This window comes from Streptomyces sp. NPDC088812, assembly GCF_044750285.1.
GTDB lineage: Bacteria > Actinomycetota > Actinomycetes > Streptomycetales > Streptomycetaceae > Streptomyces.
Map to the genome: position 1 here is coordinate 63,198 of NZ_JBIVJP010000021.1, position 17,184 is coordinate 80,381.

Below are 17,184 nucleotides of genomic sequence, written 5' to 3' on the forward strand. Positions count from 1 at the left end.
CCATGGCACCACGCAAACCCCGCCCGCCGGCGGTGACCACCCCCAGGCGGATGACCCGGCCGGTCGAGCAAGCAGCTCCGAGCCGTGAGGAACGCCGCGCGGAGAGGAAGCTGCGTGCCCGGTTCGCGCCTCGTCTCGGGTGGGGAGGTGCGTTCGGCGGCCGCGTGCCGGTGGAGGACACCGGCACCGTCTACACCGGCCCCACCAGCCAGGCCGGCGGCATCTACCCGTTCCTGCTCGGCTCCGGCCTGCCGCCGCGCGGCGTGCCGGTCGGCCGCGACGTGCTGACCGGCGAGCTGGTGTGCATCGACCCCTCCGGCTGGACCGGACGGCTCACCACCAACCCTGGCGTGTGGGTGATGTCGCAGCCCGGCGCGGGCAAGTCCGCGCTGGTCAAACGGATCTGCCTGGTCTACTCCGCCTACGGGCACATGGTGTGCGTCCCCGGCGACGTCAAGGGCGAGTACAGCAGCCTGATCTCCGAACTCGGCGGCTCCGTCGTCCGGATCGGCGACGGCATCGGCCGCATCAACCCGCTCGACTCCGGCCCGCTCAAGGGCCGCGTGCAGTCCCTGCCCGCCGACCGGCGCGAGGCACTGCTGGACGTCCTCAACGGCCGCAGGCTCGAAACTCTGGTCGCGCTGCTGTCCACCAAGCACGGGCTGGGCCGCAGCCCGGACGAGATCGAGCGCAGCGCACTCGACACCGCCGTCCAGGTCGCCTCCGCCGCCCAGCCCTCCGGCAGCGATCCCGTCGTCGCGGACGTCACCGCCGTCCTGCGCTCCGCCCCGGAGGAGCTGCGCAGCAAGCTCGCCGCGGACGGGACGCGGTACCAGGACCTGACCCGCTCGGTCGTCGCCGGGCTGGACAACCTGATCGGGGGTCCGCTCAAGGGCCTCTTCGACGGCGCGACGACCACACCGCTGGACATCAACGCACCCGCCGTCTCCGTGGACATCTCCGCCCTCAGGGCGCGCGGCAACGACGTCGTCTCCGCCGGGATGATCGCGACCTGGGCGTACACCTACTCCTCCATCGACTCCGCCCGCTCCATCGGACTGCTGGACCGCAAGCTGGTCCTGCCGATGGACGAGATGTGGCGGGCGCTGCGCTCCGGCCCCGGACTGGTCGACGCGATGGACGCGATCTCCCGCCTCAACCGCACCACCGACGACGTGACGATCTACGTCACGCACTCGCTGCTCGACGTCGAGGCACTGCCCACCGAGATGGACCGGGCCAAGGCCCGCGGCCTGATGGACCGCTGCGACACCTGGGTGCTGGGCGCCTCCACGACCGAGGAACTCGGGCGCGTCACGGGCAAGCGGATGCTGACCGAGCAGGAGGTCATGATGGTCAGCTCGTGGGCGTCGGCGACCTCCACCGGCCTGGACATCGACCCCACCACCTACGACGAGGACGACGCCCGGCCCGCCGAGGAGGAGACGGTGCGCCACCCCGGCCGCGGCAAGTACCTGATCAAGCTCGGCACCCGGCCGGGTATCGCCGCGGCCCTGGAACTCACCGCGACCGAGCAGCGGCTGTACCGCACGGACAACAACCGCCGCAGGGCGACGACGACCACGGGGGTGGCGCGCTGATGATGACGGAGAACGACCGCGCATGGGCGGCCGGCGGCATCCTCTTCGGCAGTGCCGTCGTGCTGTCCGCGGCCACCTGGGCCGGGGCGGCGGCCGGCGCCGTCCTCACCGGCGCGGACGCCGCGCCCGCCGACGTGCTGACCGTCTACCGGATGGCCACCGACTGGGCCGGGGTGTGGCCGCACTCCCGGACCGCCTCCGCGATCGGCGCCGTCGCCTTGGACGCCGTGGTCATCGCCCTGGTGGCGTGGGGGCTGCGCTGGGCGTTCCGCTGGTTCCGCAACCCCTCCCACCTCGCGACCCTGCACCAGATGCGCGAGCTCACCCCCACGCACGCGGCGCGCAAGGCCACCCAGCTGCGCGCCTCCCTCAAGGACGTCAAGCCCAAGGACGTCGCCCCGGCCGACCGGGGCGTGCTGCTCGGCGACCACCTGCCGTCCGGGGTCGAACTGCGCGGCAACGACGAGGACACCTACGTCGCCATCATGGCGCCCCGCGCCGGCAAGTCGACGTCCCTGGCGATCCCAGTGGCTGAGGAGGCCCCGGGCGCCCTGCTGATGACGTCCAACAAAGCCGACGTCTACGCCGCCACCCTCGCCTCCCGCTCCCGCGTCGGCACCACCTGGGTCTTCGACACCCAGGGCGTCGCCCAGGCAGAGCGGACCATGTGGTGGGACGTGATCGCTCAGGCCGAGACCCTGGAGAGCGCCGAGCGCCTCGCCTCCCACTTCGTCGCCCAGATCAGCTCGGAGCAGGCCGACCCGTTCTGGTCCCAGTCCGCCCAGGACCTGCTGGTCGGCCTGTTCCGCGCCGCGTGGTGGGACGGCGGCACCGTCCGCGACGTCATGAAGTGGCTGGCCGACCCCTGGGAGAAGGCGCCGCTGCGGATCCTCTACGCCAACGAACCCGTCCTCGCCGAACAGGTCGACTCCTCCGTCAACATCGCCGAGGAGACCCAGTCCGGGATCTACCAGAACGCCCGCACCGCCATGTCCGCCCTGCGCGACGAGAAGGTGCTGGCCTGGGTCACCCCGGACGAACGCCGCCCCCGCTTCGAGCCCGAGGCCTTCGCCACCAGCAAGGACACCCTCTACCTGCTGTCGAAGAAGGGCGGCCCCACCAGTGCCCTCGTCGCCGCCCTCGCCGACTCCGTGTTCACCGCGGCCGCCGAGGCCGGCGAGCGGGCCGGCGGCCGCCTGCCCGAGCCGATGCGCGCCGTGCTCGACGAGGCCGCCAACATCTGCAAGATCGCGGACCTGCCCGACCTCTACAGCCACCTCGGGTCGCGGGGGATCACCCCCTTCGTGATCCTGCAGAGCTACCGCCAGGGCGTGAAGGCGTGGGGCGAGGTCGGCATGGACGCGATGTGGTCGGCCGCCACGAAGAAGCTGATCGGCGTCGGCGCCGACGACGCCAAGTTCGCCGGTGACATCTCCAGCCTGGTCGGCGCGCACTTCGTCCACCGCGGCTCGTACTCCAAGAGCAAGGACGGCCACTCCACCTCCGTCTCCGAGCAGCGCGAGCAGGTCATGGACGCCGCCGACATCCGCGCCATGCGCAAGGGCACCGCCCTGCTGATGGCCACCGGCATGCCCATCGCGCAGATCGCCCTGCGCCCCTGGTACGAGGAGCGGTCGATGGCCCACATCGGCCCCCAGATGAAGGCCGAGGAGGCCGCCATCACCAAGCGGGCCGTCGCCGCCCACGAGGAGAAGGAGGCCGCCCGCCGTGGCCGATGAACCGAGCTTCGAGGTACCCGTCGGACTCTTCCAGGACATCGAGGACCTCAAGGCCCAGGTCGCCCGCCTGACCGCCGAGGTCACCCGGCTCACCGGAGGCGCGGACGGCGGTGCGGCGCCGACCGGCGAGGACACGTCCCCGGAGGCGGGGAACGACGAGGACGAGTGGAAGTTCCCCCCGTTCGTCCTCCTGCTCGACTCGCCGGAGTACGAGGACGAACTGCGCGCCCTGATCGAGTGGGTCGAGGGCGTCCTCGTGACCGGTTACCTCGCCGAACCCTCCTCCGACGCCCGCTGGTGCCACCGGTGGTTCGAGCACCCCGTCGCCGTCGCCCGCCTCCACGCCTGCTGGCTCGCCTGGCAGGAACTGACCGACCCCGCCACCTGCGGCTACACCGGACCGTCCGTGTGGCACCGCGACCACCTCGACCCCTGCATACGCGAACTGCGCGCCGCTGGCGGACCGTTCGCCGGATGCGTGAAGGGTGAGCACCAGATCGACCACCGGTTGCCTGGCACCGTGCCCAGCGCGTGGCGGCAGGGTGGCGGCTGAGGGGGGGCTGGGCAGTGACCGGCTCGAATCGGCTCACCCGCCCTGCCATCTCAAGGCAGAGACGCGGCGTCTCTCCCCATGAACGGTGCGACTTCACCGACAGGGGCTACGCCGCGAGAATCAACGCGCCGCGTGGCCAGCCGCGTCCAGGAAGTCTGTCCACGCCTGCGGTCCAAATGGAATCGAAGCGTGCGACACGTCCTTTGAATCACGAACGCGGACACCGCGCTCATGGCGGGCGACTTCGACGCAAGCGCAATTGGTCTCGCTGCTCCGGCTGCTCTTGCGCCATCCATCGTTCGGCAACATACGCGCTCCTTTCCATGGCAAGCTGCCGCAGTCTATGACTCGGCAAGGACGCAGGTAACCGGATCAACTGCACACGAGGGAGATGGGACTGACCATGAACACCAGTTCGGCATCGAACGGGTCTCCGGCGGGGGCCCCATGGAGTGGCGAGCAAATGGACGCCTACGAACGAGCTCACGCACTGCTGGGTGCAGTCGTTGCGGCCTACAGCAGCCGCATCGGGGAGAGCGGTACCGAGGCCGAGGCGGAAAGACTTCGCCACTTCCGCCAGCCTTAAGACCCCGAGCATCCTGACCGAGGCCGAATGGCGCGGCACCGTCGATGCCATCCACATCGTGGCCGCCTAGGGAATCACCTTCAGCAAGCAACGCATGCCCGACGGTACATGGGCGCCACCGCGACCGGCGGAATACGCCCTGGAGGAAACACAACTGCGCCCGTGGAGCCAAGAGGTCGCCGCCGACTTCGTCCGGCGTCGCACCGCAACAGCAGCGACCAGCGGAGACGACTGGGCGAACCGGCTGCGCAGCGTAGACGAACTGGCGGCCTCCATGCTCACGGCCCGCGAACCTACTCGTCGTCCTGCTGGGGTCTCCGAAGCGGCGAGGCTGCGGTCCGTCACGAGAAGGCGACCAGCGCCGGGCACCTCCGCTTCCGTTGCCTCACCACAGGCCCCGGCGTCTGGAGAGCGTCTGGAGAACCGGAGCAGTCACACACGGCGCTCACGCTGACCGCTCATGAGGCGTGCACCCAAAGGAGCCGAGGCTGCCGCGCAGGCAGCAGCCGTCGTCGTCTTGGCGCAGCGTGCGCACAGGTCCCCGGGACTCCACGAAGAGTGAGCCCTGGGCAGGTACGAGGTAGGCGCCGACCGGCAGCACAAGGGCCCAGACCGCCGATGTCGGCAAGCCGGGCCCTGCTCCACGTCCTCGGGGCTGCCGCTGGGTCGGCTTGCGCCCCTGCTGGGCGCTGCGGGTGTTCACGGAACGCCTTTCACAGCGAGCCTGGCACGTCGGCTCTACCGTCCCTTGCCACGTCGGTGCTGCTCGGGCTGATGGCGGTGGGCCGGGGGCGCGGCTTGAGGCGAGGAGGTCTCGCTTGCCGGTCCGGGGCCCCGCTTGGTGGTGGTGCTCCGGGACCGGGCCGCAGCGGCTCTCCGGGACAGTGGGGGAGAAGCCGCTTCCCCGCCGGCGCGGCTGTAGACCTCCTTGCCGCTCCGTCGGCTGGTTATCCGCAAGGCTCCGTCGGCGACGCGTAGATCATGTTGCCCCGGGTCGTGGCCACGAGACCGCCGTCCGGAGTGCGCTCGATGAAGTCGGAGCTGGGCGGATACATCCGTCCGTCGAACTTCAGACCCGGGTTCGGATCGCGGGCCACCCCGCTGTCCTCGTCCTCTACCTCATCGAGAGTGGTGCTGAGCTGCTCCAGCGCTTCCTTTGCCGTTTTGGGAGCCGGTAGGGCGGCGAGCCTGTCGTAGACGATGGTGAGACGCTCAGGCAGGGAGAGTTACGCCAGGCCCCAGGCTCGACGCACGATGTCGAGGGCGTCCTCCAGCGAGTCGGCGGCGTGGTCGTGGCCGCTGAACGCCTCGGTGTCCGCGGGATCGACGGACACCGCCCACTCGAGTGGGGGGTGGGCGTCGATGACGGCGGTGCGCCCGCCCTGGTGAATCGTTACCGCAACGGCGCCCGACGAGAAGGGCTGCACGGAGACGTCGGCGTCCGCGCCCAGGGCGGAATGGACGGCGTTTGGGATGTCCTGGGTTGATGGTTCGTTCATGGTGACTTCCGGTGCGCTGACGTGAAGTTCGACCGTTCGGCCTTCTGGATCTTTACGGAGGTGACGTCCAGGAGCAAGGGGAGGTTCCAGCGCGGCTCCGTCAACGGTGAAGCCGAGCCGAATCGTGCAGGTGACGCGCTCGCTCGTGGCCGGGTAGAGCTCGATGACCAGGCCGTCGTCGAGTACCGCGGCGTAGTGCTCGGGCCCGCTGCCGTGGCGCTCCCGGACGAAGGGCAGGCCCAGTCCCGCATAGAAGCGGTGGCACTCTTCCAGGGCTTCGCAGTAGATCACGAGCAGGGTGCTCTTCAGCGCGGGCGTCGGTGTGATCACGCGCATCTCCTTATGGGGCATCGAGCCTACAGGTGCTCCTGTAAGGAAGGCCGGGGACTGGTCTGTCGTACGGGGCGGGCTTGATCTGATCCGCCTGTCTTTCGTTGTGGCGGTCCGGGCAAGCTGATCAAGGTCGGCCGCAGCGCCCTGATGGCGGCCCGCTACTCGGCACTGGTCCAGGCCTAAGGGGTCGCCTGCTACTGCTGTCTGCCGACGACTTGGTGGAACCGTTGCCAGGCAGCCTGCCGGGTGGTCGCGAAGGCGCCCCCCCACGGCGTCCCAGCTCGCCCGCCGCCGTCGCTCGGCGGTGACGGCCCGGGTGAGGACCACCCCCGCGTCACGTTCCGGCCCGGCCGCGAGCTGGATGGTGGTCGGTGGCTCGTCGACCGCCTACTCCGTGAGGAGTCGGCGGACGGTGGCCGGTGTAGTGATCATCATCCGGTGGCGGGTGCGGTCACACCAAGTCCACTACGTCGTGGAGGCGCCGTCGTGCACGGTCGCCCCGAGGGCCGCCCGCTACTCGGCGCCCTGCGCACGCAGCCGGGCGGCGCGAGCTCGGACGTCGATGGCTTGTGCGGCGGCTTCAGGGTTCCCGTCCTCCACGGCAATCCGGTCGAGTAGGGGGTTTTGCGCTCATACACTGCGGCGCGCTCGGCGGGTGTCGCGTCGGTCTCTTGCAGGTGGCGACGTAGCGAAGTGACGCGTAGCTCTTCGTGGTCAGAGTGACGCTCGGCCAGGGGGAGCGAGGCGGCGTTCGGGGACTTTGCTGGCTTGAGATGTCGCACGGTTAGCGGTCTCTTCCTCGCCGACGCTGCTGTTCCTGGCCAGCAGCCTGTGAGGAGGGCTTCGAAGGCCGCTCCCCACGCTCTGACGATTTCCCTGCTGGCGTGCCCGACGTGGTGGTCGACCGGGCCCGCGCCTTGACTGCGGACACAGGTGAGCCCGACCTGAAGGCAGGCCCATCCGATGGACCTGCTCCCTCGCGATCTCCTTGAGCCGAGGCAGCCACCTCTCCTCTGGCATCGGTGACCGCCTGGCGCAACGCGTCCTCCGCTCGGCGCCGCTGGGGACTGAGCGCCTCACGACGCGCAAGCTCGACGGAGGTCCCCGGCGTTGCTGGTAGGTCACGCGAGGGCAGCAGTGTGTGCGGGAGCGCGCTGCTGGCACCGGCCACACGCTCCCGCGTCAACGTCATCAGCAACGGGAGCGTGGCCGCGTGCACCATGCGCGCGTCTTCTCCGGCCATGGCCACCACCGTCCGGCTGTCGGCGAGGACCTGTTCCAGCGCAGGCCGGGTAGTCGCGTTGACCTGGCCACCCACTGCGAAGTTCACCATCACCGAGTGGAACCGCGACAACCACGAGTCCGCCTCATCGCTGGAGAACGGACGGGCCCGCTCTGCATGCACGGCTTCGGCGCCGCCAGCTGCATGCAGTAGTGCCCCGTCCGCACCTCGCTCGTTGACGTACAGATCCTCAGCGAGCCGGTTGGTCACCCTGAGGCGGTGCACCCAGGGACTGGACTCACCGGCCGCCACGGTGCCCGGTATCGCGGCATAGGACTCCTGATGACGTTCCGGCCAGACCCAACGCCCCGGTTGGGAGGCGGCAGTCGGTAAGAACCGGTACAGCGCATCCAGGCGGCTCCGCTCGGCCCGCACCGCCAGGGCCACCATTTCGACCTGGAAGTCTGCCGCAGCGAAACTCTCCGCGTCGCCGAGCGTTGCCATAGGGTTCTTGAACGTGCCTTCGATGATCAGGCTGTACCCGTGCTGCCTGGCGTGTTCGAACGCCATCGCGTTCCATGCGGTGGCCGCCTGCGTGGTGGCCCCCACCATGGACAGAGGATCGTCGCGCATCAGCTTCGTGTACTGCGGATGGAAGACGCGCAGCTCGTCGACTGTGAGGGCGATGAGCCCCGCGGCTTGGTGCCGTTGCTGAGCGGCCTGCATTGCATGGCTCTTCCCCGCGGCCATCTGCCCTCCCAGCAGCACGAGCGCCGGCTGTGTGCTCGGGAAGTGGCCGTCGAAGATGAAACTGCGTACCTTGCGCTCGAAGAGCTCTTCCAACTCGTCCTGAGAGAGGGCGTAGTCGCTCGCGTCAGTCACGGTCGGCCGACTCCAGGAGTTCAAGCTCTTTGGCCCACTCCTGAATGCGGGCGATGAGTTGGTCGCGGTCCTGCGCCGGAACGGCGCGCTTAGCGTCGCGCAGGCGTATGACCTTCTCCCACCAGGCGTCCTGCTCGTCCTTGGTGAGGGCCGTCTCGGACAGGTGGTTGTAGCGGCCGATCAGACGCGTCGCCGTCTCGGCGAAGACGTCGAAGACCATGGCGGTCGGAACATCGTGGTAGGCGGAGGGCTCGTGCTGCGGCGTGGACACCAATCTCCTTGTATTGCGGAACGGCAGTCTTTCGATGCGTGTGCACTGTGGGGTGGCGTTTCTCGGCTCGGCACCGCGCGGAGTCCTCCGGTGGCGGCGCTCGCGTTGTCGCTCCCGCCAGTGAAATGCGCGACCCTATGGTTTGCGAGCCCTCCTCACCTGGGGCGTTGGGGCTCATTGTGGCACGGTGAACGCACCGACACTCAGGACGTGGTCCGGGCGGCCGTCACGCGGTCGGACTCAGAGGTCGCTCTCTCCTTTGAGACGTGCTTTCTCCGCTGTTCCTCAAGGCAGGGTCGTCGTCCCGCTGGGGCTGGCGGGGTTGACGTGGCTCACGTGCTCTATGGGGTGACGGCTGAGGCGGAATGCGCGTGCACCCGTGACCGGCGGCACGTCCGAGTCATGGTCCAACGTTGTCCGTATTCGAGCAGGACTCCGCGGCCGGCACGAAACCCGATCGAGCAGGTGGCTTCCCAGCACCTCACCATCCGTAAAGTCTGGGTGGACGGCGGCTGTCGCCAGCACCTCACCGAGCACGCCGCCACCCTCGGCATTGACATGGAAGTCGTCCGACCCACGCCCGACACCAGGGCATTCACCCCGCTGCCCAAGCGCTGGACCGTGGAGTGCCCCTACGGCTGACTGATGCCCCACCGTCGCCCGACGCGATCCGACACCACGTGATCAAACGCTTCTTTCGCGATGAGACATCGGGAGGAAACGACATCTAGGCCCGCCGCACCGCCTTCCGCAGTGCCCGTGCCCGGCGTACCACGCGGCGGGCGGTGGCGTTGCGGGGCAGGAACGACAGCCGTTCCGGAATGCCGCCCGGCAGTCCCAGTGAGGTCAGCCGCTTGCGGCGGACGTACCGCTGGGTGCGCGGGCCGAGCCGGGTGCGCAGGTACTCCTCGGCGGCCGGGCGCAGGCCGGGGTGCATCGTCGGCTGCATCACGAAGCCGACCGCGGCGACGAGGTCGCCCACCGAGTCGGCGTCGAGCGGCTGCTCGCCCTCCCGGTCCTCCAGGTCCGGCAGCAGGGCGTCCGCCAGCACGGCCGGGATCCGGTTGCTGTTCTGGAACGGCGACAGACGCTCCAGCAGCGGCCCGGTGCCGATCCGGGCGACCGGCAGGCCGTAGAACGCCCGCGCGGTGAACAGGGCCGTGGAGAAGCAGCCCACGACGAGCGCGGGTCGCGCCCGCTCGAACAGCACTTCGGCGAGGACCGGCGTCTCCAGCACGGTCAGCTCCACGCCCAGCGTGGCGGCCTCCGCCTCCAGGACGCGGCTGTAGCGGGCCGGCGCGGTGGGGTGCGGCTTGAACACGATCGCGCGGTGGCCGCGGGCGACCGCCCCGCGCATCATCCGCACGTGCAGGTCCTCCTCCTCGTCCGGGGAGAGGATGCCCAGCGCGGACAGGTACTGGCCCAGCAGCAGCGCGCTGCCGTCGGGCAGCGCCGGCAGCGCGGGCACCGCCTCGCCGACCTGGCCGAGCACCTTCAGGAACGCGCTCACCGGCACGGTCCGCGCGGGCACCGCGAACTCGGTGAGCAGCAGCGGCGTCAGACCCGGCACCAGGTCCAGGTGGAGCAGCCGCCGCACGCGGGTGCCGATCAGCGGGTCGATCTTGTTGCGGGTGGGGCCGTAGCTCATCAGTCCGTCGGCGTACACGTCGACGGGCGCGCCCGTGAAGATCTGGGCGATGGCCTGCGCCGGGTCGACCTGGATCGACTCCAGGACGATCTCCACCCGGTCCTCGTCCAGCCCCCACAGCAGGCGCAGGTACCGCTCGAAGAGGGGCACGTCGTCGGGGCGGGGCGACCAGGCGCCGGGGTGGAAGGGGCTGATCGCCGCGTTCCAGGACAGCACCGCGTCGAAGCGGTCCCGCAGCGGCTCAAAGCCGGGCATCTCGTCGACGGCCGGGGTGGTCTCCGGGGTCGTCGCGTTGTTGCACACCAGCAGCAGCCGCCGGTCCGCGGGCGACAGGCTCCCGGAGTCCAGGGCGGCGGCCAGGGTGGCGGCGCCGTAGAGGGTGGAGGCGCACAGGATCTGGGTCGTACGGGTCATCAGGCGGCCGCCTCGGATGTGCCGGTCTTCGAAGCCTCGGGCTTGGACGTGCCGGTCTTCGACGGGCCGGTCTTCTGGGAGGTGATCTTGCGGCGCAGACGGCGCAGCTTCGCGGAGCGGCGCAGGTCCATGCGGTCCAGGACGTCGGTGAGCAGCTCCTGGGGCATGCGCTGTATGGCCGCCGCGCTCATCGTGCGCAGCTGCCGGGCCACGGCCGGCTCGAACTTCTCGGTCTCGGCGAGGTGGTGGGCGATGATCGCGCAGTAGGTGCGCACCGCCTTGGGCAGCAGCCGGTCCGCGTCGGGGTCCCGCGCGGTCTCGTCGACGACCTGGTCGAAGGCGCGGATGAAGTCGAGCTGCCGGACGTCACCGATCTGGGTGAGGGAGGAGGCGACCCCGCGGCGGTAGAAGACGCCGTGCAGGTTCAGCACCGCGAACGACTCCGCCTCCCGGTGCAGCTTCCAGATCCACGGCCGGTCCTCGGCGGTGCGCAGCCCGTCGGTGAAGTGCAGCAGGCCCTTGTCGAGCAGCCGGCGGTGGTAGGCGCCGGCCCAGGCGTAGGCGTAGTCCACGGACGTGGTGCGGTCGGCGGGCAGGATCGCCTCGCGCGGCCGGAGCACCTCCCCGCGCCGCCCGAGCGGGTGCCGGACGAGCGTGCGGGCGCGCCCGGTGGCCTGCACGTGGTCGACGCGCACGAAGTCGCAGCCCAGTTCCTCGATCGCGGTGACCAGCTCGTCCAGATAGCCGCGCGCGAGCCAGTCGTCGCCGTCCAGGAACGTCACGTACTCGCCCTGCGCGGCGTCCAGGCCGGTATTGCGGGCGGTGGCGAGTCCCCCGTTCTCCGCGTGGCGGATCAGGCGCACCCGGGCGACCGCCGACAACCCCTCGGCCGCCCGTTCGAGAATGGCCGGGGTTCCGTCCTTCGAATGGTCGTCCACCAGGACGAATTCGAAGTCCGGACGGGCGTTCGTCCGAAGGCTTCTGAGGGTGTCCGGGGCGTATTGCTGCACGTTGTAGAACGGCACGATCACGGAGAGCTTTGGCACCCGCGAAAGCCTAGGAGCGCGCCGGACAGCGAGTATTTCCGGCGCGGGTACGGGCGATGAAATCGGTGTGACGGAACGGTGCACCCCATGTAATTCCCATGAATCGACGGGCCAGTTCGGTGACCGGTGGGGCGTTGTTAACTTCCTGTTGAGTCGAGGTTGGGCCGGACCTGGATTTCGCTTCCTAGCGTCTTCGACGTGCCACCACGTACTTCGAACCCCCTGCGGATCGCCGTGCTCGCGGACTCCGACACCCGCTGGAAATGGGGTGCGGCGACCGCGGCCCGGATCGCGCCCGGCGGCCCGGCCATCGAAGCCGGATCCCCGGACGCGGCGCAAGCCGCCCCCGTTCTCGACGGTTTCCTCCTGCGCGGCCGCGCCACCCCCACCCCCCGGCAGCTGGCCGAGGTGGGCGTGCGCGCCGACTCCCTGCACGAGGTCACCGCCGTCGAGTTCCTGCGCGCCATGGCGCGGGAGCGGTACGACGTCCTCGTCCTCGCCCTCGTCGGCGGCGGCGTCCAGGCGGTCCTGCACGGGCTGAAGCGGATCACGGAGGGCACGAGCGAGCGGCCCGTCGTCGTCACCGGCTACGTCGGCGTCGTCTACGAGAAGCTCGCCGACGGTCTGCTGCTGCGGCACGGCGCCGACCTCGTCCTCGCCAACTCCCGCCAGGACGCGGAACGTTTCCGCGCGGTGTACGAGGGCGTGGGCGCCGACGCCTCCTCGGTGACCGAGGTCGCCCTGCCGTTCCTCGGGGGCGCCGCCCACCCGGGCGGACCCGACACCCGCACGGTGGTCTTCGCCGCCCAGCCCTCCGTGCCGGAGAACCGCAGGGACCGCACCTACCTGCTGGAACGGCTCATCCGGCACGCCCGGCTCCACCCCGACCGCGAAGTGCTCCTCAAGCTGCGCTCCCGGCCGGGCGAACACACCACCCACATCGAGGAACTGCCCTACCAGAAGCTGGCGCAGAAGCTCGACGCGCCGTCCAACTTCCGCCTGGTGTACGGCAACATGGGCGAGGTTCTCGACCGCACCGACCTGCTGGTCACGGTCAGCTCCACCGCCGCCCTCGAATCCCTCCACCGCCGCGTCCCCACCGCGATCCTCACCGACCTCGGGATCCGCGAGGCGCTCGGCAACCACCACTTCGTCGGCTCCGGCTGCCTCGCCTCCTGGGACCAGCTCGACGCCGGCCACCGCCCCACCCCCGACGAGGACTGGGTGGCCCGACAGGGCGTCGCCGCCGACGGCGGGTACGACCGGGCCTACGACACCGCCCGCGCCCGCATCACCGACCTCCTCGCCCGGCCCGGCGGCCTCCCGCCGCTCACCCCCTACTACACCCCCGCCACCGCCCCCGGCTACCTCCCCGGCATCCTCGCCCGCCACCACCTCGCCGCCGACGGCAGTCCCCTGCCCAACGCCCCGGCCGGCGACCGGGCCCCCGGACCGGTCCGCCAGATCGTCCGCCGCGCGGCCCGCGGCGCCTACCGGCACGGCGTCCAGCGCGTGGCACCCGTCATCCGGCGCATGGGGGAGCTGTGAACGCCCACCGCCCGGAGACCGCCGTACCGCCGCACCGCCGGGCTGCCGGGCGGGGAGCACGGGGGGCGTCGTGAACCACCGCCCCTCCCGCCGGGGAGTCCCGCTTCCACGTCAAGGAGTCCAGCCCATGTCCCACTCCCAGGCCGGGGTACGCCGGGTGCTCGCCGTGATCCCGGCGCGCGGCGGCTCCAAGGGCGTCCCCGCGAAGAACCTCGCCGCCGTCGGCGGTGTGCCGCTGGTGGTGCGGGCCGTGCGCGAGTGCCGGGCCGCCCGCCTGGTCACGGACGTCGTGGTCTCCACGGACGACCGGGCCATCGCGGCGGCGGCACGCGAGGCCGGCGCCGAGGTCGTGCTGCGGCCCGCCGCCATCGCCGGCGACACCGCCACCTCCGAGGCCGCCGTCCGGCACGCCCTGGACGCCCACGAGGCCCTGCACGGCGCGGCCGTCGACGTGGTGCTGCTCGTGCAGTGCACCAGCCCGTTCCTGGTCCGTGAGGACGTCGATGGGGTCGCCGCGGCCGTCGTCGAGAACGGAGCGGACACGGCGGTGACCGTCGCCCCCTTCCACGGGTTCGTGTGGCGGGACGCGGAGGACACGCCGAGCGACGCCGGCGAGTCGAGGGCCGTGGAGAGCGCGCCGGGGGTCGGGGAGGACGCGCCGAGGGTCGCGGAGAGCGTGCCGGGGGTCGGGGAGAGCGCGCCGAGGGTCGCGGAGCGCGCGCCGGGGGTCGGGGAGGAGGCGCCGAGGGCCGCGGAGCGCGCGTCGGGGGACGCGCGGAACGGCACCGGCGGCCACGGCGTCAACCACGACAAGTCCTACCGCCCCCGCCGCCAGGACCGCCCCCAGGACTTCCTGGAGACCGGCGCCGCCTACGCGATGGACGCGGCCGGCTTCCGCGAGCACGGCCACCGCTTCTTCGGCCGCACCGACCTGGTCCGCACCGACCCCGCCCGCGTGCTGGAGATCGACGACCCGCACGACCTGGCCCGGGCCCGCGCCCTCGCGCCCCTCCTCGACGCGGACCTGCCCGGCGCCCTTCCGACCGCCGACGACATCGACGCGGTCGTCCTCGACTTCGACGGCACCCAGACCGACGACCGGGTGCTGATCGACTCCGACGGACGGGAGCTCGTCTCCGTGCACCGCGGGGACGGCCTGGGCATCGCCGCCCTGCGCCGCAGCGGACTGAAGCTGCTCATCCTGTCCACGGAACAGAACCCGGTCGTCGCCGCCCGCGCCCGGAAGCTGAGGCTGCCGGTGCTGCACGGCATCGACCGCAAGGACCTCGCCCTCAAGCAGTGGTGCGAGGAGCAGGGCATCGCGCCGGAGCGCGTGCTCTACGTCGGCAACGACGTCAACGACCTCCCGTGCTTCGCCCTCGTGGGCTGGCCCGTGGCGGTCGCGAGCGCCCACGACGTCGTACGCGGCGCCGCACGCGCGGTCACCACCCTCGCCGGTGGCGACGGCGCGATCCGGGAGATCGCCGGCTGGATCCTCGGACCCTCTCTCGACTCTCTCGACCCCGTCACCCAGTAAGGAACTTCCTGACATGAGCACCAACTCCCGCCTCCGCCAGTTCGGCTCGCGCACCGCCGGCCCGGGGCAGCCCGTGTACATCTGCGGCGAGATCGGCATCAACCACAACGGCGAGCTGGACAACGCCCTCAAGCTCATCGACGTGGCCGCCGAGGCCGGCTGCGACGCCGTCAAGTTCCAGAAGCGCACCCCGGAGATCTGCACCCCGCGCGACCAGTGGGACATCGAGCGCGACACCCCCTGGGGCCGGATGACGTACATCGACTACCGCCACCGCGTGGAGTTCGGCGAGGACGAGTACCGGCAGATCGACGAGTACTGCAAGGAGAAGGGGATCGACTGGTTCGCCTCCCCGTGGGACACCGAGGCCGTCGCCTTCCTGGAGAAGTTCGACGTCCCCGCCCACAAGGTGGCCTCCGCCTCCCTCACCGACGACGAGCTGCTGCGCGCCCTGCGCGCCACCGGCCGCACGGTGATCCTCTCCACCGGCATGTCCACCCCGAAGCAGATCCGCCACGCCGTCGAGGTCCTCGGCAGCGACAACATCCTGCTCTGCCACGCCACCTCGACCTACCCGGCGAAGGCCGAGGAGCTCAACCTCCGCGTCATCAACACCCTCCAGGCCGAGTACCCGAACGTCCCGATCGGCTACTCCGGCCACGAGACCGGCCTGCAGACCACCCTCGCCGCCGTCGCCCTCGGCGCCGGCTTCGTCGAGCGCCACATCACCCTCGACCGCGCCATGTGGGGCTCCGACCAGGCCGCCTCCGTCGAACCGCAGGGCCTCACCCGCCTCGTCCGCGACATCCGCACCATCGAGGCCTCCCTCGGAGACGGCGTCAAGAAGGTCTACGACTCCGAGCTCGGCCCGATGAAGAAGCTGCGCCGCGTCACCGGCGTCGTCGCCGAGGCGGAGATCGCCGCGGCGGCCGGCGAGCCCGTCGCGGTCTGACCCGGACCCCGACCCCGGACCCCCCTCCGACCACCGCCACCAGTGCCCTACGGGACGGTCGTACGACGATGAGCCCTCGCGCCGGGTCCACCGGCACCACCCCCCACACCCTCGCGTTCGTCGAGAGCCCGGTGCAGCTCCTGAACGTCCTGGAGTGGGCGCACGCCCAGGCACTCCACCCCCAGGAGGAACCCGGCGTGGGGCTCACCCTCGTCGTCCTGTCCCCGACCGACCCGATGACCCGCGGCCAGCTGCGCCGCATGGCCGAGCTGGCCCGCGAGGAGGGCCACGAGGTCCGCTGGGAGGAGGCCCGCGGTGGCACCACGGCCCCCTTCCGCACCATCGGCGGCCTCGCCCCCCTGCTGCGCGGGGCACGCCGGGTCGTCATGGGGGACCCCTTCTCCCGCTACGTCCAGCTCCTGCTGACCATCACCCGGGCCGCCGACCTGGTCGTCGTCGACGACGGCACGGCCACCATGGAGTTCGTCGGACAGCTCGCCCGCGGCGAACGCCTGGTGCGCTGGCACCGCAAGGGCGGCACTCCCGGGCCCCGCGACCTGCTCTTCGCCCCGGTGTCCGCCTCCGCCCGGCGCCGCCTGACACCGCGCGCGGACCGGCGGGTGGAGGTCTTCACCTCCATGCCGGTGACCGAGGCCCCCGCCGACGTCACGGTCACCCCCCACACCTTCGCCTGGACCCGCGCCCGCTTCGGCCCGCCCCGCGTCACGAGGGGCGCGGACCTGGTCGGCACCTCCCTCGTCGAGACGGGCGTCGTGGACGGCGACCGCTACCTGCACGCCGTCGGCGCCCTCTCCCGGGCACACGGCGCCACCCGCTACTTCGCCCACCGCCGCGAGAGCGCCGACAAGCTCCACCGGCTGGCCGGGGAGACCGGCTTGGAGGTCGTCCGCCCGGAGCTCCCCCTCGAACTGATCGCCCGCCGGGGCCCCATCGGCAGCACCGTCCTCAGCTTCCCCTCCACCGTCGTCCACACCCTCCCCCTCGCCCTGGCCGGCACCGGCGTCCGCGTCGCCGTCTGCGACATCGACCCCACCTGGCTCACCGCCCACGCCTCCCCCCGCGCCCACGGCTTCCTCTCCGGCGTGACGGGAACGGCCCGGGGGGTGGACCGGCTGGCGACGGTGAGCGTGGCCTAGCGCACGGCGTGCGGCGCGGCGCACGGCGTGGGGCGTGCGTGGCGTGGCGCACGGCGTGCGGCGTGGCGCACGGCGTGGGGCGTGCCTGGCGTGGCGCACGGCGTGTGGTGTGGGCGTGCGTGGCGTGGCGCACGGCGTGGCCACAGGCGTGGAGCGTGGCTGCGCAGGGCGGTCAGGGGCATCGCCGATCGGGCCC

13 protein-coding genes and 1 pseudogene are annotated in these 17,184 nt (G+C 71.4%); 8 read left to right on the forward strand and 6 right to left on the reverse strand.

Going from position 1 to position 17,184, the window contains the following annotated elements:
• The first annotated feature begins 2 nt into the window (after window positions 1–2).
• The 3 genes from ACIP67_RS31625 to ACIP67_RS31635 are packed head-to-tail and all read left to right on the forward strand — an operon-like array spanning window position 3 to window position 3,893.
• Window positions 3–1,601, forward strand: a complete 1,599-nt coding sequence (locus ACIP67_RS31625; protein ID WP_401696337.1) for an ATP-binding protein — start codon at window positions 3–5, stop codon at window positions 1,599–1,601.
• Entirely contained in the window at window positions 1,601–3,340 is a 1,740-nt protein-coding gene (locus ACIP67_RS31630; RefSeq protein WP_401696338.1) for a type IV secretory system conjugative DNA transfer family protein, read from the forward strand. Before ACIP67_RS31625 ends, ACIP67_RS31630 begins: the two co-directional genes overlap by 1 nt.
• On the forward strand, window positions 3,330–3,893 hold the full coding sequence (locus ACIP67_RS31635) for a DUF4913 domain-containing protein (RefSeq protein WP_401696339.1): 564 nt from the start codon (window positions 3,330–3,332) through the stop codon (window positions 3,891–3,893). The genes ACIP67_RS31630 and ACIP67_RS31635 overlap by 11 nt, the downstream gene beginning before the upstream one ends.
• A 120-nt stretch (window positions 3,894–4,013) precedes the next feature.
• Here the strand turns inward: ACIP67_RS31635 and ACIP67_RS31640 are convergent, their stop codons facing one another.
• From ACIP67_RS31640 to ACIP67_RS31655, 4 genes are all read right to left on the reverse strand, one after another.
• Window positions 4,014–4,202 carry a DUF397 domain-containing protein gene (locus tag ACIP67_RS31640; protein ID WP_401696340.1) on the reverse strand — a complete coding sequence of 63 codons (189 nt, stop codon included), beginning with the start codon at window positions 4,200–4,202 and terminating at the stop codon, window positions 4,014–4,016.
• Window positions 4,203–5,705: 1,503 nt separating this feature from the next.
• The gene (locus tag ACIP67_RS31645) at window positions 5,706–6,308 is read right to left on the reverse strand and encodes a glyoxalase/bleomycin resistance/dioxygenase family protein (protein ID WP_401696341.1); all 603 of its coding nucleotides are present in this window, start codon (window positions 6,306–6,308) and stop codon (window positions 5,706–5,708) included.
• Window positions 6,309–7,095: 787 nt separating this feature from the next.
• Window positions 7,096–8,415: a zeta toxin family protein gene (locus ACIP67_RS31650; RefSeq protein WP_401696342.1), complete on the reverse strand. Its 1,320-nt coding sequence runs from the start codon at window positions 8,413–8,415 to the stop codon at window positions 7,096–7,098.
• Complete coding sequence (locus ACIP67_RS31655; protein WP_401696343.1) at window positions 8,408–8,686, reverse strand: hypothetical protein; 279 nt, start codon at window positions 8,684–8,686, stop codon at window positions 8,408–8,410. The genes ACIP67_RS31650 and ACIP67_RS31655 overlap by 8 nt, the downstream gene beginning before the upstream one ends.
• Window positions 8,687–9,114: 428 nt before the next feature.
• On the opposite strand from ACIP67_RS31655, the pseudogene ACIP67_RS31660 reads away from it, so the two are divergent.
• A pseudogene (locus tag ACIP67_RS31660) lies at window positions 9,115–9,325 on the forward strand (IS5/IS1182 family transposase); the annotation flags it as partial.
• An 88-nt stretch (window positions 9,326–9,413) separates the two neighbouring features.
• Here the strand turns inward: ACIP67_RS31660 and ACIP67_RS31665 are convergent.
• Window positions 9,414–10,748, reverse strand: a complete 1,335-nt coding sequence (locus tag ACIP67_RS31665; protein ID WP_401696344.1) for an alpha-2,8-polysialyltransferase family protein — start codon at window positions 10,746–10,748, stop codon at window positions 9,414–9,416.
• Entirely contained in the window at window positions 10,748–11,794 is a 1,047-nt protein-coding gene (locus ACIP67_RS31670) for a glycosyltransferase family 2 protein (protein WP_401696345.1), read from the reverse strand. The genes ACIP67_RS31665 and ACIP67_RS31670 overlap by 1 nt, the downstream gene beginning before the upstream one ends.
• A 198-nt stretch (window positions 11,795–11,992) precedes the next feature.
• Here ACIP67_RS31670 and ACIP67_RS31675 point away from each other — a divergent pair, with 198 nt between their 5' ends.
• The 4 genes from ACIP67_RS31675 to ACIP67_RS31690 all read left to right on the forward strand — a co-directional run bounded on the left by ACIP67_RS31675 (window position 11,993) and on the right by ACIP67_RS31690 (window position 16,988).
• Window positions 11,993–13,342, forward strand: a complete 1,350-nt coding sequence (locus ACIP67_RS31675) for a DUF6716 putative glycosyltransferase (RefSeq protein ID WP_401696346.1) — start codon at window positions 11,993–11,995, stop codon at window positions 13,340–13,342.
• Between the two features lie 127 nt (window positions 13,343–13,469).
• Entirely contained in the window at window positions 13,470–14,879 is a 1,410-nt protein-coding gene (locus ACIP67_RS31680; RefSeq protein WP_401696347.1) for a cytidylyltransferase domain-containing protein, read from the forward strand.
• A gap of 13 nt (window positions 14,880–14,892) precedes the next feature.
• A complete protein-coding gene (locus tag ACIP67_RS31685; protein WP_401696348.1) occupies window positions 14,893–15,831 on the forward strand; it encodes an N-acetylneuraminate synthase family protein in 939 nt (312 codons plus the stop codon).
• Window positions 15,832–15,899: 68 nt separating this feature from the next.
• On the forward strand, window positions 15,900–16,988 hold the full coding sequence (locus ACIP67_RS31690) for a hypothetical protein (RefSeq protein WP_401696349.1): 1,089 nt from the start codon (window positions 15,900–15,902) through the stop codon (window positions 16,986–16,988).
• Window positions 16,989–17,184: the final 196 nt, after the last annotated feature.